Annotated in this window: 21 protein-coding genes; 14 read left to right on the top strand and 7 right to left on the bottom strand. The window is 34.2% G+C overall.

Features of this window, described 5'->3' with window-relative positions; translation table 11 throughout:
* Positions 1-192: 192 nt before the first annotated feature.
* The 7 genes from IWX83_RS03560 (at position 193) to IWX83_RS03530 (ending at position 9,742) form a co-directional block, all read left to right on the top strand.
* Complete coding sequence (locus IWX83_RS03560; protein ID WP_196827697.1) at positions 193-963, top strand: DUF3108 domain-containing protein; 771 nt, start codon at positions 193-195, stop codon at positions 961-963.
* Between the two features lie 2 nt (positions 964-965).
* The gene (locus IWX83_RS03555) at positions 966-1,901 is read left to right on the top strand and encodes a tryptophan 2,3-dioxygenase family protein (protein WP_196827695.1); all 936 of its coding nucleotides are present in this window, start codon (positions 966-968) and stop codon (positions 1,899-1,901) included.
* 20 nt (positions 1,902-1,921) lie between these two features.
* Positions 1,922-3,142: a peptidoglycan DD-metalloendopeptidase family protein gene (locus IWX83_RS03550; protein WP_196827693.1), complete on the top strand. Its 1,221-nt coding sequence runs from the start codon at positions 1,922-1,924 to the stop codon at positions 3,140-3,142.
* Between the two features lie 184 nt (positions 3,143-3,326).
* Positions 3,327-4,985 carry a glucose-6-phosphate isomerase gene (gene pgi, locus IWX83_RS03545; protein WP_196827691.1) on the top strand — a complete coding sequence of 553 codons (1,659 nt, stop codon included), beginning with the start codon at positions 3,327-3,329 and terminating at the stop codon, positions 4,983-4,985.
* Positions 4,986-5,358: 373 nt separating this feature from the next.
* The gene (locus tag IWX83_RS03540) at positions 5,359-8,652 is read left to right on the top strand and encodes a TonB-dependent receptor (protein ID WP_196827689.1); all 3,294 of its coding nucleotides are present in this window, start codon (positions 5,359-5,361) and stop codon (positions 8,650-8,652) included.
* Positions 8,653-8,747: 95 nt separating this feature from the next.
* Positions 8,748-9,182 carry a hypothetical protein gene (locus tag IWX83_RS03535; protein WP_196827687.1) on the top strand — a complete coding sequence of 145 codons (435 nt, stop codon included), beginning with the start codon at positions 8,748-8,750 and terminating at the stop codon, positions 9,180-9,182.
* A gap of 83 nt (positions 9,183-9,265) precedes the next feature.
* Positions 9,266-9,742, top strand: coding sequence for a septal ring lytic transglycosylase RlpA family protein (locus IWX83_RS03530; protein ID WP_196827685.1), 477 nt, complete (start codon positions 9,266-9,268; stop codon positions 9,740-9,742).
* On the opposite strand, the gene IWX83_RS03525 is transcribed toward IWX83_RS03530, so the two are convergent.
* Positions 9,743-10,210, bottom strand: a complete 468-nt coding sequence (locus tag IWX83_RS03525) for a CYTH domain-containing protein (RefSeq protein WP_196827683.1) — start codon at positions 10,208-10,210, stop codon at positions 9,743-9,745. It lies immediately after the preceding gene.
* A 420-nt stretch (positions 10,211-10,630) separates the two neighbouring features.
* On the opposite strand from IWX83_RS03525, the gene IWX83_RS03520 reads away from it, so the two are divergent.
* The 3 genes from IWX83_RS03520 (at position 10,631) to IWX83_RS03510 (ending at position 14,460) form a co-directional block, all read left to right on the top strand.
* A complete protein-coding gene (locus tag IWX83_RS03520; protein ID WP_196827681.1) occupies positions 10,631-12,718 on the top strand; it encodes a recombinase in 2,088 nt (695 codons plus the stop codon).
* 49 nt (positions 12,719-12,767) lie between these two features.
* Positions 12,768-13,850, top strand: coding sequence for a DNA polymerase IV (dinB, locus tag IWX83_RS03515; protein ID WP_196827679.1), 1,083 nt, complete (start codon positions 12,768-12,770; stop codon positions 13,848-13,850).
* Positions 13,851-13,944: 94 nt separating this feature from the next.
* Positions 13,945-14,460, top strand: a complete 516-nt coding sequence (locus IWX83_RS03510) for a PAS domain-containing protein (RefSeq protein ID WP_196827677.1) — start codon at positions 13,945-13,947, stop codon at positions 14,458-14,460.
* A gap of 139 nt (positions 14,461-14,599) precedes the next feature.
* On the opposite strand, the gene IWX83_RS03505 is transcribed toward IWX83_RS03510, so the two are convergent.
* From IWX83_RS03505 to IWX83_RS03480, 6 genes are all read right to left on the bottom strand, one after another.
* Positions 14,600-15,370, bottom strand: a complete 771-nt coding sequence (locus tag IWX83_RS03505; protein WP_196827676.1) for a Bax inhibitor-1/YccA family protein — start codon at positions 15,368-15,370, stop codon at positions 14,600-14,602.
* Between the two features lie 162 nt (positions 15,371-15,532).
* Positions 15,533-16,963, bottom strand: a complete 1,431-nt coding sequence (gene pyk, locus IWX83_RS03500; RefSeq protein WP_091253635.1) for a pyruvate kinase — start codon at positions 16,961-16,963, stop codon at positions 15,533-15,535.
* 5 nt (positions 16,964-16,968) lie between these two features.
* On the bottom strand, positions 16,969-17,457 hold the full coding sequence (locus tag IWX83_RS03495; protein WP_196827674.1) for an IPExxxVDY family protein: 489 nt from the start codon (positions 17,455-17,457) through the stop codon (positions 16,969-16,971).
* A 114-nt stretch (positions 17,458-17,571) separates the two neighbouring features.
* Positions 17,572-18,312 (bottom strand): ribonuclease III family protein, encoded by a 741-nt coding sequence (locus IWX83_RS03490; RefSeq protein ID WP_196827672.1) that lies wholly within the window; start codon positions 18,310-18,312, stop codon positions 17,572-17,574.
* 6 nt (positions 18,313-18,318) lie between these two features.
* Positions 18,319-19,572, bottom strand: coding sequence for a beta-ketoacyl-ACP synthase II (gene fabF / locus IWX83_RS03485; RefSeq protein ID WP_196827670.1), 1,254 nt, complete (start codon positions 19,570-19,572; stop codon positions 18,319-18,321).
* Positions 19,573-19,750: 178 nt separating this feature from the next.
* Complete coding sequence (locus tag IWX83_RS03480) at positions 19,751-19,987, bottom strand: acyl carrier protein (RefSeq protein ID WP_007137004.1); 237 nt, start codon at positions 19,985-19,987, stop codon at positions 19,751-19,753.
* Positions 19,988-20,163: 176 nt separating this feature from the next.
* On the opposite strand from IWX83_RS03480, the gene IWX83_RS03475 reads away from it, so the two are divergent.
* The 4 genes from IWX83_RS03475 to IWX83_RS03460 all read left to right on the top strand — a co-directional run bounded on the left by IWX83_RS03475 (position 20,164) and on the right by IWX83_RS03460 (position 24,266).
* Positions 20,164-20,733, top strand: coding sequence for a phosphoribosylglycinamide formyltransferase (locus IWX83_RS03475; protein ID WP_196827668.1), 570 nt, complete (start codon positions 20,164-20,166; stop codon positions 20,731-20,733).
* A 7-nt stretch (positions 20,734-20,740) separates the two neighbouring features.
* Entirely contained in the window at positions 20,741-21,220 is a 480-nt protein-coding gene (rnhA, locus tag IWX83_RS03470; RefSeq protein ID WP_196827666.1) for a ribonuclease HI, read from the top strand.
* Between the two features lie 95 nt (positions 21,221-21,315).
* Positions 21,316-22,239, top strand: a complete 924-nt coding sequence (locus IWX83_RS03465; protein WP_196827664.1) for a PfkB family carbohydrate kinase — start codon at positions 21,316-21,318, stop codon at positions 22,237-22,239.
* Between the two features lie 128 nt (positions 22,240-22,367).
* A complete protein-coding gene (locus tag IWX83_RS03460; protein WP_196827662.1) occupies positions 22,368-24,266 on the top strand; it encodes an amidophosphoribosyltransferase in 1,899 nt (632 codons plus the stop codon).
* Positions 24,267-24,566 lie beyond the last annotated feature (300 nt).

The raw sequence follows: 24,566 nt of genomic DNA, 5'->3' as shown, positions 1-24,566 counted from the left end.
TTGTTAACTACCTTTGCACTCGCAAAAAGGGAAGGGGTGGTTTCCTTCCTGATTTCATATAAATTTCATAGTTTATAGTTTTTTGGTTAGTTAATAGCATAAAAACTCAGTCATTATTTGACTGAGTTTTTTTGTTTTGATATATTTGGAATAAAATTTGCTAGTACAGTCCATAAATAGACAAATCAAATAATGAAAAAACTATTCTTATTCTTTTTATTGATTATAACTGTAAGTAGCTTTGATTCTCCCCAGGAAGATGCTTATGCTGTTGGCGAGTGGTTCAAATTTAGAATCCATTACGGAATAGTAAATGCTGGTTATGCCACGCTGGAGGTAAAAGATGCTACGATAAATAATAAAAAAACGTTTCATGTTATCGGTAAGGGATCCACTACTGGAATGTCTCGATTTTTCTTCAAGGTGGACGATTTATACGAAAGTTATATTGACAAAGAAACCAGAAATCCATATCAATTTGTTCGAAAAATTGATGAAGGAGGGTACACTAAAAATCAAGAAGGTTTTTTCAATCAATCCAGCAATAGAGTGGTTGTAAAAGATTATAAACACAAGACAGAAAAAACACTTTACATCCCAAAAAACACACAAGATATTTTATCGACTTTTTATTATTTAAGGAATCATCCTAATATTGATAAGTTAAAAATTGGCGAAGCCGTGGCCATTGACATGTTTTTTGATGATGAAACTACAAAATTTAAGCTAAAATTTATGGGGCGAGAAAATATTACCACTAAATTTGGCGTTATCCCAGCGATGATTTTTAGACCTTTAGTTCAATCAGGGCGTGTTTTTAAGGAGCAAGAAAGTCTTACCGTTTGGATTTCGGATGACGATAATAAATTGCCACTTAGAATAAAAGCCAGCTTAGCTGTAGGTTCAATCAAAGCAGATATTGATGCATACAAAGGATTGAAGACTCCTTTTAAAACAAAATAATAATGAATAATAACGAGAATTCAGAAGCTATCTTAAAAGAAATTGAGCTTAAATACAATGCAATAAATCAAAAAACAGAGACACAGTTAGAAGGATTGCTTTGGTCTAAACCTATTACGTATTGGGATTACATTCAAACAGACGCTTTGTTAAATCTTCAAATCCAAAGAACGACGCTTCCTGATGAAATGGTTTTCATCATGTATCACCAAGTAAATGAATTAATATTCAAAATGATTCTATGGGAAATGCAACAAATCTCTTATTGTAAGGAAATAAATACCGTGTTTTTTACAGAAAGGTTGATGCGAATTAGTCGTTACTTTGATATGTTAACCACCTCTTTCAGCATTATGGGCGATGGGATGGAAATAGAGCAATACATGAAGTTTAGAAATACGTTAACTCCCGCTAGTGGTTTTCAAAGCGCACAATACCGTCTGATAGAATTTTCGTCCACAGACCTAATAAATCTGATCGACCATCGTTATAGAGATTCAATTGATAGAAATACGCCTTATGAATTTGCCTTAGAGCATTTGTATTGGCAAGCTGCTGGTAAAGATTATCATACTGGAAAAAAATCTTTCCTATTAGAGGAATTTGAAAAAAAATATAAAAAGGAATTCCTAGCGCACATGGAGGAATACAACACCATAAATATTTGGCAAAAATTTAAGCAACTGCCGGAATTGGATCAAAAAAATCCTGAATTAGTTCAAGCGATGCGTCATTACGACCATACGGTTAATATTACTTGGGTGATGCAGCATTTGAATACAGCAAAAAAATACATTGATCAAAGCGGAAAAGGAGATGGCGAAGCTACAGGTGGAAGTGACTGGAAAAAATACATGCATCCAAAATACCAAAGAAGAATTTTCTTCCCGGAACTATGGAGTAGCCATGAATTAGAAAATTGGGGAGTCGAAATGTAAGTTGAATTAAAAAACAAGGTTTGAAACAAATATTTATAGTTATTATAGCGCTATTTTCTTTAGTATCATGTAAAAAAGTAGAGGAAATAAAGGAGGAAAAGATAGTAAAATTAGTCCCTAAAAAAAGTGAATTTGGGTTTGTGTATGCTGATTTTAATGTAGTTCAGGACACTGTGAAAAGAGGGGATACTTTTGGTACATTACTAGAAGAGCAATATATTGGAGATCGAAAAGTATTTGATATTGTCGCTAAAGTAAGAGATAGTTTTGATGTAAGAAGCATCAGGATAAACAAGCCTTTTACTTTGCTTCGGTCCAAAAATAAAAAGAATGACTTACAGGTTTTTATATATCAACCGGATGCGTTGACCTATTACGTAATTGATATGCGAGATAGCGCAGTGGTTGTTTACAAAAAAATAAAACCCATTACGATTAAACGCCGAACCATTGGCGGAGTTTTAAAAGAATCATTGTCTGAAACCTTAGGCAATGCAAAGATAGAAGGAGCGCTAGCCAGCAAAATCGCTAAAATTTATGCCTATTCTATAGATTTTATGAAGCTCAAAAAAGGCGATCGGTTTGCAATAACTTTTACGGAACGATTCATAAATGATAGCATCTATGACGGCGTGGAAGAGTTGGAAGCTTCGTTTTTTGAATACAGAGGTAAAATTATCTATGCTTTTCCTTTTGCGCAGAATCCCAATTCAGATAAAAAAGAGTACTTTGATGAGCAAGGAAAAACCCTAAAAAATTTCTTTCTTAAATCACCTATTAAATTCAGCAGAATTTCATCCCGATTTTCATCCAGTCGGTTTCATCCGGTCCAACACCGATGGAAAGCGCACAAAGGAACGGATTATGCTGCTCCACGCGGAACTCCTATTACCGTTACAGCTGGAGGTGTTGTGGAGCAAAGTGGATTTACGGCTGGAAATGGAAATTTTGTAAAAGTAAAACACAACGGAACTTATTCTACGCAATACCTGCACATGTCAAAAATATTAGTAAGACGAGGACAGCGTGTCAGTCAAGGTCAAGTTATTGGTTTGGTAGGAAGTACAGGTCTTGCAACTGGACCTCATGTATGTTATCGTTTTTGGAAAAATGGAAGACAAGTGGATGCGCTGAGGCTTAAATTGCCTACTGGAGAACCGATGAGTGGTGCTAGTAAAAATCGCTTTAATAAACAAATTACGCCGTTGAAATTTGTATTAGACAGCGTTGCCAATTTATAATTGACTCCTTTTTTATAGACTTTGGATTGTTTTTGGTGATAAATGACAAGTCTTTCGTTTATTTCGTACTTCAAAAATTAACTGTTTTGCTGCAAAATTGTTATATAAATCAAAACCTATTTTCCATTAAAACAAATTTGAGTATTTTTGTCCCAATTTTAACAATACTACAAATCCTTTATAAATGGCTTTAAATACGATAAACCCAACGGAAACAATTGCTTGGAAGAAACTAGAAATGCATTTCAACAAGATGCAAAAAGTGTCTATGCAGGAATTATTTAAACTGGATCCTACTAGAATTGATAAGTTTAACCTGCAATGGAATGATTTTTTACTTGATTATTCAAAAAATTGTATTGATCAGGAAACCATTCAATTATTAATGGAACTGGCTGATGAAATGGGGCTTAAAAGTGCTATTGCGGATTATTTTGATGGTGCCATAATCAATCAAACTGAAAACCGAGCTGTATTGCATACTGCCTTACGTGCTAAGGAATCAGCGGTTGTTACTGTTGATGGAATTAATGTAATTCCTGAAATTTATGAAGTAAAAAATAAAATTAAAGCATTTACGAATGAAGTAACTTCTGGTGAGAGAACTGGTTTTACGGGAAAAGCATTTACAAATGTTGTAAATATTGGTATTGGTGGTTCAGATTTGGGACCCGCTATGGTGGTAGAGGCATTACAGTTTTATAAAAATCATTTAAATGTTCATTTCGTTTCCAATGTTGATGGTGATCATGTCAATGAAATCATTAAAAAGTTGAATCCTGAAACAACCTTGTTTGTTATTGTTTCTAAAACGTTTACCACACAAGAAACATTGACTAATTCTGAAACGATCAGAAAATGGTTTTTATCAAAAGATTTTGGCACAACTCAAGCAGATGTTGCTAAACATTTTGTTGCGGTTTCGACTAATATTCAAAAAGTAACGGAGTTTGGTATAAATGAAGCAAATGTTTTTCCGATGTGGGATTGGGTTGGCGGACGATTCTCTTTGTGGAGTGCTGTTGGACTTACGATAAGTTTAGCTGTTGGATACGATAATTTTGACGACTTGCTAAAAGGAGCCAATGAAATGGACGAGCATTTCAAGACGGAAGATTTTGATAAAAATATGCCCGTTGTCTTAGCGTTATTGAGTGTCTGGTACAATAATTTTTTTGGTGCCGAAAGTGAAGCCTTGATTCCATACACGCAATATTTGCAAAAATTAGCACCTTACTTGCAGCAAGGAACGATGGAAAGCAATGGTAAGAGTGTGGGTCGTGACGGAAATCCAGTGAATTATCAAACGGGAACTATAATTTGGGGAGAACCGGGAACAAATGCACAACATGCTTTTTTTCAGTTAATTCATCAGGGAACAAAATTGATTCCTGCAGATTTTATAGGTTTTATAACTCCTTTATACGGAGACAATGATCACCATGATAAATTAATGTCTAACTTCTTTGCTCAAACGGAAGCTTTAATGCATGGAAAATCAGCAGTACAAGTTCAAGCTGAATTTGATAAACAAGGTATTTCAGAAGATAAAGCTCAGTTTCTTTTGCCATTTAAAGTTTTCTCAGGCAATAAGCCAACGAATTCTATTTTAATCCAAAAGTTGTCTCCAAAAACATTGGGTTCTTTGATTGCATTGTATGAACACAAAATTTTTGTTCAAGGTATTGTTTGGAATATTTTTAGTTTTGATCAATGGGGAGTCGAGTTAGGTAAACAATTGGCAAACTCTATATTAGAGGAAATTAAGACAGAAAAAGTTCAAGGTCATGATAGTTCTACTGCCTTTTTATTGAATCATTTTTTAAGAAGTAAAAACAAGTAAAAAATTTATATTTTTAATAAATTTTCACATAATTTGAATTGACAGCTCTTTTTAGAGTAGTTAATATAGCTTTTAAGGCTCTGATTAGATTGAAATCAGGGCTTTTTTATGGCTAAGTGTCTCTGTTTTAATAGTTTTTTTAAGTTTTTTGAGTTTTTTTTAATGGTTACAATTGGATAAATATTGATAATAATTTAATAAAAATAGCTATTAATTGATAAAAAGTCTTTTTATTGTTAAAAATATCGATAAAATTATTTTTAAATGAATTTCTGCTTTTTAGAAAAACAGTAATTCTTAACGTTGTGTTAACTTATTAAACTAAAAATGTTATAATTTTGCCAAATATTTTTAAACTAAACAAAAAACAAAAATGAAAAGAATTATTTTTATTTTGATTATTTTTTTATCAGTTGTAGGTCATTCGCAGGTTACTAGTTCTGCTATGTCTGGTACTGTTAAATCAAATGCTGGAGAAACTCTTCCGGGAGCTTCGGTTGAGGTTGTTCACAAGCCAACAGGAACTAAATACTATTCTACTACGGATGGTAATGGACGGTATGCAGTGCAAGGAATTAGACCAGGAGGTCCTTATACAGTAAAGGTGACCTACGTTGGTTACAAAACAACAGAAATCACAGAAATTACCGCTCCTTTAGGTAATAACTTAACTGTAAATGTTGTTGTAGAAGAAGAATCAAATGCTTTAAGTGAAGTAATTGTTTCTACAAAATCAAAAGGTAATTTCAATAAAGGAAGAACCGGAGCTTCTCAACAATTTTCTAATAGAGAAATAACAGCGGTGCCAGTAACAGGTGCACGTTCAATAAATTCAATCACAAAGTACAATGCCAATGCAGGTAGTAATGGTACTTTTGGAGGACAGGATTCAAGATTAAATAACTTTACTATTGATGGTTCTGTATTCAATAATGGTTTTGGTTTAGGTAGTGATTCACAAGCAGGAGGTAGAACAGGTTCTACAGCAATCTCTTTAGATGCTATCGAACAATTACAAGTAAGCATTGCTCCTTATGATGTACGTCAATCTGGATTTTTAGGATCTGGAATAAATGCCGTTACAAAAAGTGGGACAAATGATGTAGAGGGATCAGTATATAATTCATTCCGTAGCAATAAAAAAGATTTTATTGGTACTAAAGCGGGAGAAAGAGTTATTGTTCCTGGAAAATTTGAAGAAAAAATCTGGGGTGCTAGAATTGGAATGCCAATCATCAAGGATAAATTGTTTTTCTTTGGAAATTTTGAAACAATTGAAAATTTAAGTCCAGCTACAACTTGGACCTCTACAGGTTCTCCACAGCAAAGTGCTCAGGTCTCTCGACCAACTTATGCGCAAATGGAAACACTTTCTAATTTCTTACAAGAGAAATTTAATTATACTACTGGACCATGGGAGAACTATGATGCAGAAAGAATTTCAAAAAAATACCTAGCTAGAATTGACTGGAATATTAATGCCAATCATCAATTAACAGCTCGTTATGTTCATCACGATTCAAATTCTGATGAGTTGACTTCAAACTCAAATTCATTAGGTTTTGGTAATAGAAGAACTAGCCCACTTGCAATGTCTTTTAAAAATAGTGGTTATGTTATACAAGATAATACAAGATCAGCTGTTTTGGAATTGAATAGTAAATTAAGCAATTCTTGGTACAATAACTTCATCGCAGGTTATGACAAACAAATAGAAGATAGAGCTTTACAAGGTGGTGGTTTATTCCCAACAATTGATATTTTAGATGGAGCTACTACTGCTATTTCAGCTGGTTTAGATCCTTTTACACAAGGTAACAAATTGTCTTATTCTACATTGCACTTCACAAATAATTTAACTAAAACGGTAGGGAAACATTCTTTATTATTTGGTACTAATTTTGAACGTTTTAAATCAAGCAACTTGTTTTTCTCTGGATCAAACGGTGTTTACGTGTTTAACTCTTTAACTGATTTTTACGCTGCGGCAAATCAATCAGCTAATACAGGAGGATTACCATCTACAACGGCACTTCCTGCACGTTTACAATTTAGATATTCAGCTTTGCCAGGTGCTCAAGAGCCATTGCAAATATTTAAATCAAATAAACTTGATTTATATACGCAAGATGAAATGAAATTGAGTGATAGATTCAAATTAACGGTAGGTCTTCGTGCTTCAGCAGTTTGGTTTGCTGATACAGCTCTTGAAAATCCTGCAGTTACTGCATTGACGTTTGCACAAGGACAAAAGTTCAACACAGGTGATATGCCTGACACACAATATTTATTTGAGCCTAGAGTTGGTTTCAACTTAGACTTAAATGGCGATGCATCTACTTTACTTCGTGGAGGTAGTGGTGTATTTACAGGTAGAGCGCCATCAGTTTATTTATCCAATGCTATTGGAAATAATGGGGTACTTACAGGTTTTGTAGACGTTAGTGGTGCTGCATTGGCAGCCGGAGGATATGGGTTTACTCCTAATCCTAATGATTATTTTATTCCAGCTACTCCAACTCTTCCTACTACGTTTGAATTGGCTTTTTCAGATAAAAAATTTAAGTTTCCTCAAGTTTGGAAAACAAACATAGCTGTTGATCAAAAACTTCCTTTTGGTTTTGTAGGTACAGTTGAGGGGATTTTTCAAAGAAACATTAATGCAATTAATTATTATAACGCAAACTTTGATGCTCCTGTTGGAACTTTTAGTGGGCCGGACAACAGACCAAGATATGCTCGTACTGATGCAGGTGTTCGTGTAAATGATAATGTTTCAAGTGCTGTTGTTTTAAGTAATACAGATAAAGGATATTTTTATTCTACCACTTTTAAATTAGAATATCCATATAAAAAAGGTCTTTGGGGATCCTTCGCATACACGCACTCAAGTGCTAATGATTTATTGTCTCCTGGTTCTATTGCTTCTGGTTCATGGACTGGTGCTAGATCTGTAAATGGAAATAATGATTTGCCATTAGCATTGTCTAATAACAATACACCACATAGATTAGTAGGTATCGTTGGTTATAAAATTGAATATGGTAAAAATGTAGGAGCAGCTACGTCAATCAACTTAGGTTATATTGGTGAGCAGTCAGGACCGTTTTCATATTCTTATGGAGGAGACATGAATGGAGATAGAGTGAATAATAATGATTTGATTTATGTGCCAAATAGCGCTAATGAAATTCGTTTCCAACCAATTTCAGTAACAAATGGAACTGTTGTGACAGCTTACACAGAAGCACAACAACAATTAGCTTATGATGCTTACATCAATCAAGATAAATATCTTTCTACAAGAAGAGGACAGTATGCTGAAAGAAATGGAGGAGTTTTGCCAATGTTACATAGATTAGATTTATCTGCAACTCAAGATTTTTACATTACGATTGCTGGTAAAAAGAATAACTTCCAATTTAGAGCTGATATCTTAAACTTTACTAATTTTATCAATAAAGATTGGGGTGTAACGCAAAGAGTTACTAATGCGAATGTTTTAAATTACAGAACTACGACTGCTAATGTTCCTTTTTATCAATTAGCAACTCAAGTAGAAGCTGACGGAACTAGAGTTCTAATTAAAGATACTTTTCAGAAAAACGCGTCAACATTTGATGTTTGGCAAGCACAGTTTACTTTGAGATATATTTTTGGAAAATAATATTTTAAGATTTTGAATATTTTAAAAACCACGTTGAGAGACGTGGTTTTTTTATGCCTTTTTTTGTTATATTTGTTAAAACAAAAATAATAAATATGTACGATTTTATTCAAAAATTTCATTCTGGCTGGGCTTATTTGGCTCTTTTAGTATTGGTGGTTGCGGTGGTAAATTCCTTAATTGGAATGTTTTCTAAAAAAGAATTTCTTTCCAAAGATCGAAAAATTGCCTTGTTTGCCTTGATTGCAATTCACATTCAATTTTTAGTGGGTATCATTTTATATTTTGTTTCACCTAACGGATTAAATATGATAAAAGCAGTGGGAATGGGAGGTTTAACAACGGAAAGCCGATTGTTAGCACTGGAGCATCCGTTAATCAATGTTATTGCTATTGCCTTAATCACTATAGGTTGGTCTAAACATAAAAAATTGTTGACTAGTGAGTCAAAATTTAAAACCTTTTCTATTTTATATGGTTTGGGATTATTACTTATATTGAGCAGAATTCCATGGAAAATATGGTTATAAAAACCTAAAAAAAAGCTCTAGAAATAGAGCTTTTTTTTTCTAGGTATGGTTTTTGTAAAATAGGTTTAACTAACACAAGATATATGAAAAAATCAATTACTTTATTTTTTTTACTGGTAATAAGTTGCGCGGTCTATAGTCAAAGTTCAGTAAGACAGAAAACCTTAGTTCAAAAAGACTCCATCAAAAAGAGTAAAATGGTAATTCAAATTGAGGAGAAAAAATTGGATTCTTTAGTTGCGGTATTAGGCGTTTTTAAGCCTTTCAAAAAAGCTGCCCATGCATCTTATTATGCAGATAAATTCAACGGAAGACGCACTACTAGTGGTACAAAATTTGACAATAACAAATATACGGCCGCACATAAAAAACTTCCTTTTGGGACAAAAGTTAGAGTCACCAATGAAAAAAATGGAAAATGGGTAATTGTGGAAATCACAGATAGAGGACCTTTTGTAAAGTCTAGGGAAATTGACCTCTCAAAGCGTGCATTTATGGATATTACTTCCAATAGAGGCAGTGGGGGAATGCTGGTAACTATTGAAGTATTGAATAAATAATCACCATTTTTGGAAGGGAATTTTGCTTAAATAAGCATTGTAATAACGGATGTCACCGGTGACTTCAGCACCAAGCCATTCTGGTTTATCAAAAGAATCCGTCTCAGTATTAAGTTCGATTTCTGCAACAATCAATCCTTCATTTTTACCATAAAACTCGTCTACTTCAAAAGTGTGATTCCCAGATTTTATTTCAAAACGGGTTTTCTCAATGACGCCTTCTTCACATAATAGTAGTAATGCTTTAGCTTCAGTAATAGGAATTTCTTTTTCCCATTCAAATCGGGACATTCCTGTTTTATTTGAATTCCCTTTTATGGTCAAAAATCCTTTGTTACCTTTGATGCGAACTCGAACCGTACGTTCAGGAACTGAACTCAAGTAGCCTTGCGCAATGTGATTTTGAGCAAAAGCAACTGCCTTGAACGATTCGTTTTTAACTAAAAATTTTCTTTCTATTTCAATCATATCGTTTTGAGTTTATAATGCTTGTCATTGTTTACTTGGACAGCAATAGTAAGTTTATTTGCTGAAACAGACAATTCCTAATATCCTTTTTTCTGTTTAAAAAACAGTTTAAGTATTGGAAGATTCTCTTTGTTATTGTTTTTAATCTCAGAATTCAAAGGTATTAAATATTTTTACTTTAGTGGTTTTATGTCTTTTATAACCAAACAAAGTGCTGTTTTAGTTCGAAGAGGTGAAGTTGCGTTCCCTTTGCAAAGGTTTTGCAGCACTATAATTATAATCTCGAAAATATAAGAGACGACAATTTAAAAAAGTAAGAGTCTTTATTTACTTTTTTGCCCTTTTGAATCAATTTTTTATGAATAAGTTCGCTGAATTTGTTTGGCCTATTTGTATTTTTACAAAAATAGAATTAAAAGAATGAAGGTATTTTTCAAAGCTAAGCCTAAGGCCACTATTGCAGGACTTTTAACTGAATTTTTTGGTGAAGCACAATCTTGGCGTGAGACAAACGACAGCTTGGAACCTTTAGTTGAATTAATTCGTCTGATACGCCCTTTAAAAGTCAAAAAGGGACAAAAGGTCGATTTACAAGAAATGATTTCTTTTTTAAAAGAAAATTATGCTTGTAGGAAACAGTTTTCTATCTACCTCAAAGAGATTTTAAAAGACAGGAAATTTAATAAAATTCTTTCTGATGCTGCTATTTTGCAAGATGTAGATTTTCTTTTTGAAGTAAAAAAAAGAATCTTCGCTAAATTCTTTCCTTATCAGCCACAGATTGATACTTTAGAATATGTACTGAATCAGGTTTTTTATCTTGCCAATGATGGGATTTGGATTAACCAAATACCATTGAACCAATTAGGTGAAGTTTACGATATTTTGAAATTCAGGTCGATTTACGATAGTGCAGCACCCGATTCTATTTTGTCAGAGTTATTAGTGGCTATGCATTTAATCACACAACGCATCAGTGGTCGTGCAATGGAGACGGATGTAATCAAAATGGTTCCCGAATTTGATAATCTCGAAAGTCCATTTTCTGCTTTTGAAAAGGAATTGTTTTTGTTGGAAGATCGAATTAGAATTTCTGATAGGCATTACATTACTTCAGAGGATTTGTCCTATGCGCAGTTATTAGTTTTGCACAAGCAATGCGAAGAATTTGTGGAGAAAGCATTTCATAACAGCTCCAAATACGGTATATCATTGAGGGTAAACCAGAATTTATTAAAAATTAGACAGCAATTAGAGCGACTTAAATTTTTAATTTCATTATTGATAGTAGATAGCGAGAAGGATAAAAAGAACAATGGGATCATATTAGCTTCGCGACTAATAAAGTTTAATTGCTACAAAAATAATGTTCGAAAATTTGTAGCAGAAAGTACCCAATTGATTTCATACGAGATTACACAACATACAGCTAAAACCGGGGAGCAATATATTACAGAGGGTCGTAAGGAATATTTTAAAATGTTCAAAACAGCGCTAGGCGGTGGTTTCATAGTGGGAATTATGTGTGTTATAAAAGTGTTGCTTTCTAAGGCCGATACCAGTTTTTTTGGACATGCCTTTATTTACAGTATGAATTATGCTTTTGGTTTTATAGCAATTTATCTGTTGGGCTTTACCTTGGCGACTAAACAGCCTGCAATGACTGCGGCGGCTTTGATTAAAGCGCTAGAAGAAGGTGTATTGAAGCAGGGAAGAGATGCTGAAAAGTATAAAGCTTTTGCTATTCTATTTGCTCGAGTATTTCGTTCTCAGTTTATCGCTTTTGTGGGAAATGTAATTATGGCTTTTCCTGTCTCCTTACTGGGAATCTGGCTTATAGATTATACGATGCAGTACAATATAGCTGCAACTAAATGGGAAGGGTTACTTATTGATTTGAGTCCCATTCACTCTTTGGCGATACTTCATGCAGCTATAGCTGGAGTCTTTCTGTTTTTATCGGGAATTATCTCGGGCAGTGTGGCCAATAGGGACAAGCACAATCAGGTCTATTTTAGAATTACAGAACATCCTTTTCTTAAAAGGAATTTAGGAAAAACAAAAACTTTGAAACTAGCAAAACTGTATGAAAAAAGATGGGCAGGAATTATTTCTAATTTCTGGTTTGGTATATTCATGGGTAGCACGGCCTCTATTGGGTTGTTTTTAGGATTGAATCTCGACATTAGACACATTACTTTTGCTAGTGGAAACCTTGCTTTAGCTTTGTATGGAGCCAATTACGAAGTTAGTGATTCGATGTTATTTTGGGGTATTTTTGGCATTGGAATTATAGGATTGGTCAACTTCATGGTGAGTTTTAGTCTTTCATTAGGTTTGGCATTTCGTTCAAGAGCGATCTCATTATTTGAACTTCGATTCGTAACCGTGTCGATTTTAAATCATTTCAAGTCAAGACCCTTTAGTTTCTTTTTTCCAACAGAAATCAAAAATAAATCAGTTGTAGCCGAAAATTATTTGCATGTTAAAGAGGTTGAAAATTTGTAGGATATAGCAAGTCATTGAAAAAGTAGGATGGTTATTCAATTCGATTAAGATGCAGGAATTAAATCCAAATAGGAAAATTATACACGTTGACATGGATGCTTTCTATGCCTCTGTTGAGCAAATGGACAATCCGGCTTTGCGCGGGAAACCCATTGCTGTTGGAGGTTCAGAAAACCGTGGAGTTGTTGCTGCAGCAAGTTATGAGGCTAGGAAATTTGGAGTTCATAGCGCCATCAGCGGAGTAATGGCTAAGAAAAATTGTCCTGATCTTATCTTTGTTCCACCACGATTCGACAGGTACAAGCAGATATCTAGCAAGATTCAAAAAATATTTTATGAGTATACGGATCTTGTGGAGCCCTTATCGCTTGATGAAGCTTACTTAGATGTTACTATAAATAAAAAAGGAAATCCAAGCGCAACCTTATTAGCAATGGAAATCAGGCAACGCATTTTTGATGAAGTCGGTTTAACCGCTTCGGCAGGGATATCAGTTAATAAGTTTGTGGCTAAAGTTGCCAGTGATTACAACAAACCGAATGGTCAAAAAACAGTTAATCCAGAAGAGGTTGTTTCTTTTTTAGAGGAACTAGCCATCAGGAAATTTCATGGTGTAGGGAAAGTTACAACAGAAAAAATGTACCAGCTAGGAATTTTTACAGGATTGGAGTTAAAAAACAAGTCCTTAGATTTTTTAGAGAAACACTTTGGTAAATCTGGTAATTTCTATTACAATGTGGTGAGAGGCATTCACAACAGTGAGGTTAAATCAAATCGAATTACTAAATCAGTAGCCGCAGAGCATACTTTCGATGTTAATCTTTCTTCGGAAATTTTTATGATGGAGAAATTAGAGAGTATAGCGAATTCCCTAGAGAAAAGATTAAAAAAACACAATGTTGCCGGTAAAACAATAACTTTAAAAATAAAATATAGCAACTTTTCACAGCAAACCCGCAGTAAAACGCTACCTTATTTTATCTCGGATAAAACTTTACTATTAAAAATTGTAAGCGAGCTTTTGTATCAAGAACGAATGAAGGATTCAGTGCGATTGCTTGGTATTTCAGTGAGTAATTTGAATACAGAGCAAAAGAAATTCGTAGTGGTACAGTTAAAATTTGATTTCTAATTGATACACAGCGCGTTCAACAAGGGTTAAAGTTTGAAAAGTATTATTTTATTACTGAAAATAAAATTACATTTGATCATTAAATCAATGTATCATGAGTAATTTTAGACAATATGAAGAGGCTATTGCATTGTATCACAATAGTTTAAGTATTAAGACTGTGCCGGTATATTCTTGGGATTTTCACAATGATTTTGTGTGTGCAATAAAAAACTTTTTTGCAGATTTGAATAAATTGAATGCAATTGCGTTACAAAATAAATGGGCTCAAAACAATTGGGATCTTAAAAACAGCCTGAAAGAGCAGGTAATAGTAGTAACGGATGTGAAGTTAAAAATTGTTTTTGCATCGCATAACATGGAGACAATGAATGGATATACTGCAGAAGAAGTTCTGGGTAAAAGTCCAAAAATGTTTCAAGGAGAAGCGACAAACCAGATTACCTCGAATGAAATTCGTAAGGCAATATTACACCAGCAGCCTTTTGAAAAAACAGTTATGAATTATAAAAAGAATGGGGAGGTTTATGTTTGTTTGATAAAAGGATTCCCTGTTTTTAATAGTAAGGGTGAATTAAGGCATTATATCGCTTTTGAAAAAGCAGCATAATATAGAGACCCTTTCTAATTTAAGTGCTTAGTACTAATTTACTTTTCTTTCCATAAAAAATGCCCCAATTAGTAGCTAAATTTTTGGGGCATGTTCATTCTGTAAAGGGTTTTCTTTTTTAAAATTCTGTAAGAATGTGTTAGTTTCTGCTATTCAGTTTAGAAAGCAGTCTTAAAAATTCGATGTACAGCCAAACTAATGTTATCATCAAACCCATAGCACTATACCATTCCATGTATTTTGGCATTTTTTGTTCAGCTCCTTTTTCAATTCGGTCAAAATCTAAGAATAAGTTTAAAGCAGCGATCACGATTACAAAAATACTGATTCCAATACTCATCAGTGAGTTCCCATAATGCACAGGTGTAAAACTGCGAAACATTGAAAAAACCCAAGAAATTAGGTAGTAGGTTGCAATGGCAAGAGTTGCAGCCACAACGACTGATTTGAATTGTTCTGTTACTTTAACAATTTTATATTTATACAATACTAGGCAAACCATAAAAGTTACAAATGTTGCGCCAACGGCTTGAATCACGATTCCAGGAAACTTTGCTTCAAATATTGCTGAAATTCCACCAATAAATAATCCCTCAAACAGCGCATATCCCGGAGCTAAATAAGGAGAATATTGTGGTTTGAAAGCAGCAATAAGCACTAAAACTAATCCCATGACGGCACCTCCAATTGCTGGAGCTATTGGATTCATTCCATTAAATGTCATCCACCAAATTACGGTTGCGGAAGCTGTGAGTAGTAAGAATAAAATCAAACTTCTATTTATAGTTCCTGATAACGTCATCTCGTCATTATAATCGATAATAATGGCTTGATGTACTTGGTCTTTTTTAGAAACTGCAGTCGAAAAAGTTTTATTGTTTAAAAATGGATTTTTAGAACTAAAATTCATAATTGGAGTGATTTTTTGTTAGTCAAATATAAATTTTATTTTGCATAAGAGTGTTTAATTGTTCTTAATTTTTTTTGCAAAAGAGAGGTATTTGATGCAATTAAAAAACCGTCTTGCAGCATTAGCAAGACGGTTTTAAGATAGCCTCCATAAACGGACAATCTACTCTATTTCTGAAACTCTTAAGGTGTTAACCATTCCTTTATCCTTAATTGGCATTGCTGCTAAATTAATAAGAAAATCTCCTTTTTTAACAAATCCTTTTTCTTTTACAATTTCGTTAACGTCAGTAACGGTATCATCTGTACTTTCATCTTTATTGTAAATAAAAGATTTTACTCCCCAAAGTAGATTAAGTTGGGTTAGGATTCTTTTATTGGAGGTAAAAACTAAAATATGTGCATTTGGTCTCCAAGCTGAAATTTGAAAAGCAGTATACCCACTGTTTGTCAATGTACAAATGGCTTTTGCTTTAATCACATTTGCCATAGTGGCTGCGTGATGACAAATCGTTTTAGTAATAAATCGTTTTGTTTTTATTTGTGGAGTGTTTTGTGGCACTTGAATAAGTGGAGAATCCTCAACTGCTTCGATAATTTGTGTCATTTTTTGGATTACCTGAACTGGATAATTACCGGTTGCAGTCTCTCCTGAAAGCATTACTGCATCAGCACCATCCATAACGGAGTTCGCTACGTCATTTACTTCGGCACGTGTAGGTGTCAAGCTAGTAATCATTGTTTCCATCATCTGTGTGGCAACAATTACAGGTATACGAGCAGTTTTGGCTCTGCGAATCAATTCTTTCTGTACTAAAGGGACTTCATGAGCAGGAAGTTCCACACCTAAATCACCACGTGCTACCATCAAACCATCGCAGTAAGCAACAATTTTGTCGATATTCTCTAGTGCTTCAGGCATTTCGATTTTGGCAATGATTGGAATTTTATAGTCCGAATGTTTGGCAATTAATTCCTGCAAGTCTTGTAAGTCTTCTGGTGTTTTTACAAATGACAATGCAATCCAATCGACATGTTGTTCAATAGCAAATATCGCATCTGCAATATCTTTCTCAGTCATTGCAGGGAGAGATATTTTAGTATTTGGTAAATTAACTCCTTTTTTAGATTTCAATTCGCCACCTTGAATTACTCGTGCAATAACTTCTGATTTTTTATCAGTTTCCACAATTTCAAAGATAAGTTTACCGTCATCAAGTAAGATTCTTTCGCCAGGATTTACATCATTTGGAAAGTTTTTATATTTCATGAAAACTTTTTTGGCCGTACCAAGGATGTCTTCGGCGGTCGTAAAGGTAATTAAATCTCCATCTTGCACTACAACTCCTTCTTCCATTACTCCAACGCGAAGTTTAGGACCTTGTAAATCGCCAAGGATAGCAGTGGTATAGCCAAACTCTTCATTTAAACCTCTTATAAGGTTTATCTTTTCTTTTACATCTTCGTAGTCAGCATGTGAAAAATTTACTCGGAACACATTTACACCTGCGTCAATCATGTCTTTTATGATTTCTCTTGTACTACATGCGGGCCCAAGTGTGGCTACAATTTTAGTTTTTTTGTTTGTAAGCATTTGTATTAAAAAATTAAATTGTTTTTAGATTTTATTTGATTGGTTTCTACTATATAAACTGCGGATATGCTGTCTATGGTATTTAATAGTAGTTGTATGTTGGATATGTCCATAGCATCGTTGTTCTTTTCAATTTTCAAAAAATAATCTACTTTTTTAAATTCAGGAAGTAAAAAAACTTTTGTTGCTACTTCTAGAGTCACATTTGAAAATAGATTGTGCGTGACTCCTTTATTAAATTGGAGCACTTCATTTTTATTCTGAATTAAATTCCAGGAAATGCTACTTTCTTGATCATTATAATAAAATCTGGAAAAATTTGTTTGTCCTTCTTTTATAGTGATCTGAATTTCATTTTCACTTTTACTAAGATTCACTGGCAATTTTTGATTAATAAAAAAGGCCAATCGATAGTCTTCTAATGAAGTATGAATTGCAAAAAGATAGTAATCTATTTCGTCAAATTCGCCAAGATCCAGTTTATGAATAGCCATTTTATGAAAAAATAAGATGTAAATATAGTATTTCTATCGAAGTATTAGGCTCTTGAGAGAGTATGTTTTTGTTAATTTATGAACGATAACGTTATAGTTTTAAGAATATTGAAATTATTTTCTGTCCATTTTTTCCTGAAATGCAAAATAAGCACGCTGTGATGCTTTTTCTTCTGCTTTCTTTTTTGAAGTCGCTCTGGCTTTCGCAATTACTTTATCATCTATGCTCAGTTTTACACCAAACAAGCGTTGTCCATCGATCGCGTTGTCTTCGAAAATATCAAAATGAAATATTTTTTTCTCTTTTTGACACCATTCGATAACTAAACTTTTATAGCTGATTACTTTTCCTTCAAGTCTTGCGATATCTACGTAAGGAATTATGACTCTCTTTTGAATGAATTTTTCGCAATAAACGTAACCACGGTCGAGATAGATTGCTCCCACTAATGATTCAAAAATATTGCCATGAATGTTTTCGCCAAAATGCTGAAGAGGCACTTTACTTTCGATATATTGGACTAAATTAAGATCTTTTCCTAGTTCGTTTAAATGTTCTCTGCTTACAATCTTGGAGCGCATTTTAGTAAGATAACCTTCGTCACCTGCTGGGGCTTTATTGAATAAATGAGCAGCAATAACAGAACTTAGCATGGCATCTCCTAAAAATTCTAAACGTTCATAATTAATAGGATTCCCTAATATATCCAAACGATTTGAGGAGCGATGGGTAAATGCTTTTTTGTAGCAATCAAGATTTACAGGAGAAAATCCTAAAATTTTCTGAATAGAATCAAAAAAAATCCCGTCTTCTAGAGAACGGGATTTTGAAAATATTTTTCTGATTATACGCATCTATAATTAGATTTCTAATTTTTTTACTAATACACAAGCATTGTGACCTCCAAAACCAAAAGTATTACTCATAACAACGTTCATGTCTCTTTTCTGAGCTTTGTTGAAGGTGAAGTTTAGTTTAGAATCGATGTTTTCATCATCTGTAAAATGATTTATGGTAGGAGGTACTATTCCATGTTTTAACGAAAGAATCGAAGAGATAGTCTCTACTGCTCCGGCTGCTCCAAGTAAATGACCTGTCATGGATTTAGTAGAATTTAGATTCATCGTGTAGGCATGTTCACCAAAAACATGCAATATTGCTTTAGATTCTGCCATGTCACCAAGGGGAGTAGAAGTTCCGTGCATATTCACACCATCTACATCAGTAGCTTGAAGACCAGCATCTCTTAAACAATTTAGCATTACGTTTTTAGCGCCTAATCCATCAGGATGAGGTGCAGTTATGTGATAAGCATCAGCAGACATACCGCCACCGCCTATTTCGCAATAAATTTTAGCACCACGTGCTATTGCATGTTCGTACTCTTCCAATACTAACGCGCCAGCACCTTCACCTAAAATAAAACCATCTCGGTCTTTATCCATGGGACGAGAAGCTGTTTTGGGATCGTCATTTCTGGTTGATAAGGCATGCATGGCATTAAAACCACCCATTCCTGCAATAGTTACTGCGGCTTCTGAGCCTCCAGTTACCATAGCGTCGGCATGACCTAATCTTATGTAATTAAAAGCATCTATAATTGCATTAGTGGAAGAAGCACAAGCAGAAACCGTTGTGAAGTTTGGACCTCTAAATCCGTATTTTATAGAAATGTGTCCACCGGCAATGTCAGAAATCATTTTAGGTATAAAGAAAGGATTGAATTTTGGTGTGCCATCACCTGCCGCAAAGTTCAACATTTCGATTTGAAAGGTTTCCAAGCCTCCAATTCCAGAACCCCAAATAACACCTACACGATCCTTGTCTAATTTTTCGAAATTAAAACCAGCATCAATCACCGCTTCATCAGAGGAAACCATTGCGTATTGTGCATAGCGGTCCATTTTTCTAGCTTCTTTTCTATCTAAAAAATCTTCCGCATTAAAGTTTTTTAATTCACATGCAAACTGAGTTTTAAATTTTGAAGCATCAAAATAGGTTATTGGTGCGGCTCCACTAACACCGTTAATAAGTCCGTTCCAATATTCTTCAATATTATTTCCAATAGGTGTAAGAGCGCCTAAACCTGTTACTACAACTCGTCTTAATACCATAAAATCTTTATTTTTGTTAACTTTAAACAAATAAAACCCATGCTTTCTTTACTGTATTATATTACAAAAGAGCCATGGGTGTTACAATAAATATAGTTTTGATTGAATTTCAATCTCGAATTTAATTTTAAAAAAATAATAACACCCGTTTACAGGATTGCAAACGGGTGTGTCTTTATTATTTTTTAGCTTCCTCGATGTAAGAGATTGCTTGACCTACAGTAGCGATGTTTTCTGCTTGATCATCTGGAATTTGAATGTCAAATTCTTTTTCGAATTCCATAATAAGCTCAACAGTGTCTAATGAGTCAGCTCCTAAATCATTAGTGAAGCTTGCTTCTGTTACAACTTCGTTTTCGTCAACACCTAATTTGTCTACGATAATCGCTTTTACTCTTGATGCAATGTCTGACATAATCTTTAATTTTAGAATTTAATTTGTTGGCAAAAATAAAAAACTTTATTTTAAAACAACTATTTAGTTAATAAATGTGACATCTAATTTATGAAATTTATTTTAACAAAGCAGACGCAATGTTATTTATTTTCAATTATTATGCTTTTTTTTGTACAATTAAAAGAGACTAGGTTATGAAAAAAATTGTTGTTTTTGCTTCTGGATCGGGTACTAACGCTGAAAACATCATGCAGTTTTTCGAAAAAACTGAAACTGGAAGTGTCGTGGCTGTTTTTACAAACAACCCAACTGCTGGCGTAATTGAGAAAGCAAAAAAGTATAGCGTACCATTAGAAATTTTCTCGAAAGAAGACTTAAATGAAGGTGAAGTATTACAAATATTAAATAATTTCAAACCGGATTGGATTGTTTTGGCAGGATTTTTATTGAAATTTCCCAAAAACATCATAAGCGCTTATCCCAATAAGATCATAAACATTCATCCCGCCTTGTTGCCTAAGTATGGAGGAAAGGGAATGTATGGCATGCATATTCACAGATCAGTTGTTGAAAATAAGGAAAAGGAAACGGGAATTACCATTCATTTTGTAAACGAAAATTATGATGAAGGGAACATTATTTTTCAGCAAAGTGTTGTTTTAACGGGCGACGAAACAGCAGAAGAAGTTGCTTTAAAAATACATCTAGTAGAACAAGAATATTTTCCAACGGTAATTGAAGGAATTCTAAATCAAATAATTTAATTCAGAAATGGATCACGACGTACATATATATACGGATGGCGCTGCCAAAGGAAATCCCGGAAACGGCGGTTATGGAGTGGTGATGGAATGGGTAGGAAAACCGTATAAGAAAGAATTCTACGAAGGGTTTCGGCGAACCACTAATAACAGGATGGAGCTGCTGGGTGTTATTGTTGGGCTAGAAAAACTAAAAAATCCAAATACTAGGGTTTTAATAGTTTCGGATTCTAAGTATGTGGTCGATTCCGTGGTCAAAAAATGGGTTTTAGGCTGGGAGAAAAAAGGATTTATAGATCGGAAAAATTCTGATTTGTGGAAACGTTTTTTATTAGTATACAGAAAACACAAAGTCGATTTCAAATGGATTAAAGGACATAATAATCATGTTCAAAACGAAAGGTGCGATGAATTAGCCGTAATGGCTTCAATGCAAAAACAACTTTCAGTCGATGCTTTTTATGAAAAGGAAGAGACGAAGTTGTTGTGATTTAAGGATTTTAATTGGCAAAATTTTACGCTTTAGACCCTTTGCAACTTTACAACTTATAAACTATCTTTGCCCCTTAATTCGAAACGTATATAATGAATAAATTATTGATTGTTGGAACAGTAGCTTTCGACGCAATTGAAACTCCATTTGGAAAAACGGACAAAATTTTAGGTGGTGCAGCAACTTATATTGGTCTATCTGCTTCTTTTTTTAACGTACAATCCGCTATAGTTTCTGTAGTTGGGGATGATTTTCCACAAGAATATTTAGACTTATTGACTGCAAGAAACATAGATATTTCTGGTCTTGAAGTGGTAAATGGTGGAAAAACTTTTTTCTGGAGTGGTCGTTACCACAATGACTTGAATTCTAGAGATACACTCGATACTCAATTAAACGTTTTGGCTGATTTTCAACCAAAAGTTCCTCAAGACTACAAAAATGCCGAAATAGTAATGTTAGGAAACTTACATCCACTAGTACAAAGCAGTGTTTTGGACCAAATGGAAACACTACCTAAATTAGTAGTATTGGATACTATGAACTTTTGGATGGATTGTGCATTGCCGGAATTGATGGACGTAATAAAACGGGTAGATGTAATTACGATTAACGACGAGGAAGCAAGACAGCTTTCAGGAGAATATTCATTAGTGAAAGCAGCTGCAAAAATTCACACGATGGGACCTAAATATGTTGTGATTAAAAAAGGGGAACACGGAGCACTTATCTTTCACAATAAAGAAGTTTTCTTTGCTCCCGCTTTACCACTTGAAGAAGTTTTTGATCCAACCGGAGCAGGAGACACCTTTGCGGGAGGTTTTGCTGGCTACTTAACTCAGAGTGAAAATATTTCATTCGAAAACATGAAAAATGCAATTATTCAAGGATCGAATTTGGCCTCCTTTTGTGTGGAGAAATTTGGAACCGAGAGAATGGTTGATTTAGATAAAGAGGAAGTAATATCCAGATTGCAACAATTCAAATCACTGACACAATTTGACATAGAATTATAATATATTGAAACCTCGGAAACGGGGTTTTTTTGTTAAATAAAATTAGCAGGGAATTACATCTGATTTACCGTTTTTTTTAATCAGGTCAAATTATTTTAGAATAACACAACAACACAAACAACCTTACAATGAGCGATGCTTTAAAACACGAGTGTGGTATAGCCTTAATTAGACTACTTAAACCGCTTGAATTTTACAAAGAAAAATACGGAACGGCATTTTACGGAATCCAAAAAATGTATCTTTTGATGGAAAAGCAGCACAATCGCGGACAAGATGGTGCTGGTTTTGCAAGCATAAAATTAGACGTGGAACCAGGGGAACGATACATCAGTCGCGTACGTTCCAATCACGCCCAACCTATTCAAGATGTTTTTGCTCAAATTAACGACAGAATAAATGAGGAAATGGCGGCTCATCCAGAGTACGCAGATGACGTCGCACTTCAAAAACACAAGATACCGTATTTAGGCGAATTGTTTTTAGGACACGTTCGTTATGGAACTTTTGGTAAAAATAGCATTGAAAGCGTTCATCCTTTTTTACGTCAGAATAATTGGATGCATCGAAACCTGATTTTAGCTGGAAATTTCAACATGACTAATGTGAAAGAGCTTTTTCAAAGTTTGGTTGAACTAGGTCAGCACCCAAAAGAAATGGCAGATACCGTTACTGTAATGGAAAAAATAGGGCACTTTTTAGATGATGAAGTAACCGATTTATATCAAGAATGTAAAAATGAAGGTCTTACCAAAAGAGAAGCTTCACCAGTAATTGCAGAGCGGTTAGATGTAGCAAAAATATTGACCCGAGCTTCAAAAAATTTAGATGGAGGTTACGCAATGGCAGGCCTTTTGGGTCACGGAGACTCGTTCGTTTTCAGAGATCCGGCAGGAATTCGTCCCGCTTATTTTTATCAAGATGATGAGATTGTGGTAGTGGCTTCAGAAAGACCTGTTATTCAAACTGTTTTTAATGTGCCTTTTGACAAAGTACAAGAAATTGAACCAGGAAATGCTTTGATAATTAAGAAAAACGGAACGATTTCTATGAAGGAAATTCTTCCACCAACGGTTAAAAAAGCCTGTTCTTTCGAACGTATTTATTTTTCTAGAGGTAGTGATGCTGAAATTTATCAAGAAAGAAAAACACTGGGAAGACTTATTCTTCCAGCAGTTTTGAAATCAATTGATCAAGATACAGACAATACGGTTTTCTCTTATATCCCGAATACGGCTGAAACTTCTTTCTACGGATTGGTCGAAGCAGCTCAGGATTTCTTGAACCAAAGAAAAAACAATTATATTCTTCAAAACAGAAATACCTTAACAAAGGAATCGCTACAAGAATTGCTTTCGGTGAAAATACGGACCGAGAAAGTCGCAATAAAAGACGCAAAACTTAGAACCTTTATTACAGAAGATAGCAGTCGGGATGATTTAGTTGCGCACGTATATGATGTTACCTATGGCGTGATTAAACCAACAGATAATTTGGTTATTATTGACGATAGTATTGTTCGGGGAACTACCTTGAAAATGAGTATCATCAAAATGATGGATCGTTTGAATCCAAAGCGAATTGTTGTTGTTTCATCAGCGCCTCAAATTAGATATCCAGATTGTTACGGAATCGACATGGCTAAACTGGAAGGATTAGTGGCCTTTAAAGCAGCATTAGAATTGCTTAAAGAACGAAACTTGTATCATATTGTTGATGAAGTATATGCAAAATGTAAAGCACAGGAAAACTTTAAAGATAGTGAGGTTGTTAATTATGTGACGGCAATATACGCTCCTTTTGAACCACAAGAAGTTTCAGATAAGATTGCAGAAATGTTAAGCTCTCCTGAAATCAAGGCAGAGGTGAAAATTATTTTTCAAACCGTGGAGGATTTACATGTCGCTTGTCCAAAAAATCTAGGCGATTGGTATTTTACCGGAGACTATCCTACGCCAGGAGGTAACCGAGTAGTAAACCGTGCCTTCATGAATTTTTATGAAGGAAAAGACGCAAGAGCATACTGATAATCTAGGGCTGTAAGTTTTTAATCGGTTTTCTAAGTTGTTCATCTAATTTATTTGGTAGCAACCAAGAACTAGTATAAATTTGAATCACCATAACATTAGTAGGTTAAGTTTATGGTAGATTTGGGGCAAAAAGGGTGGAAGAAATTCCACCTTTTTTATGGAGTAAAATGAAGTAAATGAGGTTAAAAGATAACAACAAAAAAAAGTCGGATGAACTAATGAGCTCATCCGACTTTTTTGTTTTTAAAGGAAAAGGAAAGCAATTTATATAGTAAAAGCTTTCTTTTACCTCTTTGT

Source organism: Flavobacterium sp. CG_9.1 (assembly GCF_015751645.1).
Lineage (GTDB): Bacteria > Bacteroidota > Bacteroidia > Flavobacteriales > Flavobacteriaceae > Flavobacterium > Flavobacterium xanthum.
This window is presented reverse-complemented; position numbering and strand designations above follow the sequence as displayed.

Coding starts and splice junctions, on each gene's coding strand:
- IWX83_RS03475 (WP_196827668.1), top strand. CDS start 20,164: ATGAAAAAAATTGTTGTTTTTGCTTCTGGATCGGGTACTAACGCTGAA.
- IWX83_RS03525 (WP_196827683.1), bottom strand. CDS start 10,210: ATGATTGAAATAGAAAGAAAATTTTTAGTTAAAAACGAATCGTTCAAG.
- IWX83_RS03530 (WP_196827685.1), top strand. CDS start 9,266: ATGAAAAAATCAATTACTTTATTTTTTTTACTGGTAATAAGTTGCGCG.
- IWX83_RS03510 (WP_196827677.1), top strand. CDS start 13,945: ATGAGTAATTTTAGACAATATGAAGAGGCTATTGCATTGTATCACAAT.
- IWX83_RS03495 (WP_196827674.1), bottom strand. CDS start 17,457: ATGGCTATTCATAAACTGGATCTTGGCGAATTTGACGAAATAGATTAC.
- IWX83_RS03465 (WP_196827664.1), top strand. CDS start 21,316: ATGAATAAATTATTGATTGTTGGAACAGTAGCTTTCGACGCAATTGAA.
- rnhA (WP_196827666.1), top strand. CDS start 20,741: ATGGATCACGACGTACATATATATACGGATGGCGCTGCCAAAGGAAAT.
- IWX83_RS03490 (WP_196827672.1), bottom strand. CDS start 18,312: ATGCGTATAATCAGAAAAATATTTTCAAAATCCCGTTCTCTAGAAGAC.
- IWX83_RS03505 (WP_196827676.1), bottom strand. CDS start 15,370: ATGAATTTTAGTTCTAAAAATCCATTTTTAAACAATAAAACTTTTTCG.
- IWX83_RS03555 (WP_196827695.1), top strand. CDS start 966: ATGAATAATAACGAGAATTCAGAAGCTATCTTAAAAGAAATTGAGCTT.
- dinB (WP_196827679.1), top strand. CDS start 12,768: ATGCAGGAATTAAATCCAAATAGGAAAATTATACACGTTGACATGGAT.
- IWX83_RS03460 (WP_196827662.1), top strand. CDS start 22,368: ATGAGCGATGCTTTAAAACACGAGTGTGGTATAGCCTTAATTAGACTA.
- fabF (WP_196827670.1), bottom strand. CDS start 19,572: ATGGTATTAAGACGAGTTGTAGTAACAGGTTTAGGCGCTCTTACACCT.
- pyk (WP_091253635.1), bottom strand. CDS start 16,963: ATGCTTACAAACAAAAAAACTAAAATTGTAGCCACACTTGGGCCCGCA.
- IWX83_RS03540 (WP_196827689.1), top strand. CDS start 5,359: ATGAAAAGAATTATTTTTATTTTGATTATTTTTTTATCAGTTGTAGGT.
- IWX83_RS03480 (WP_007137004.1), bottom strand. CDS start 19,987: ATGTCAGACATTGCATCAAGAGTAAAAGCGATTATCGTAGACAAATTA.
- IWX83_RS03535 (WP_196827687.1), top strand. CDS start 8,748: ATGTACGATTTTATTCAAAAATTTCATTCTGGCTGGGCTTATTTGGCT.
- IWX83_RS03520 (WP_196827681.1), top strand. CDS start 10,631: ATGAAGGTATTTTTCAAAGCTAAGCCTAAGGCCACTATTGCAGGACTT.
- pgi (WP_196827691.1), top strand. CDS start 3,327: ATGGCTTTAAATACGATAAACCCAACGGAAACAATTGCTTGGAAGAAA.
- IWX83_RS03560 (WP_196827697.1), top strand. CDS start 193: ATGAAAAAACTATTCTTATTCTTTTTATTGATTATAACTGTAAGTAGC.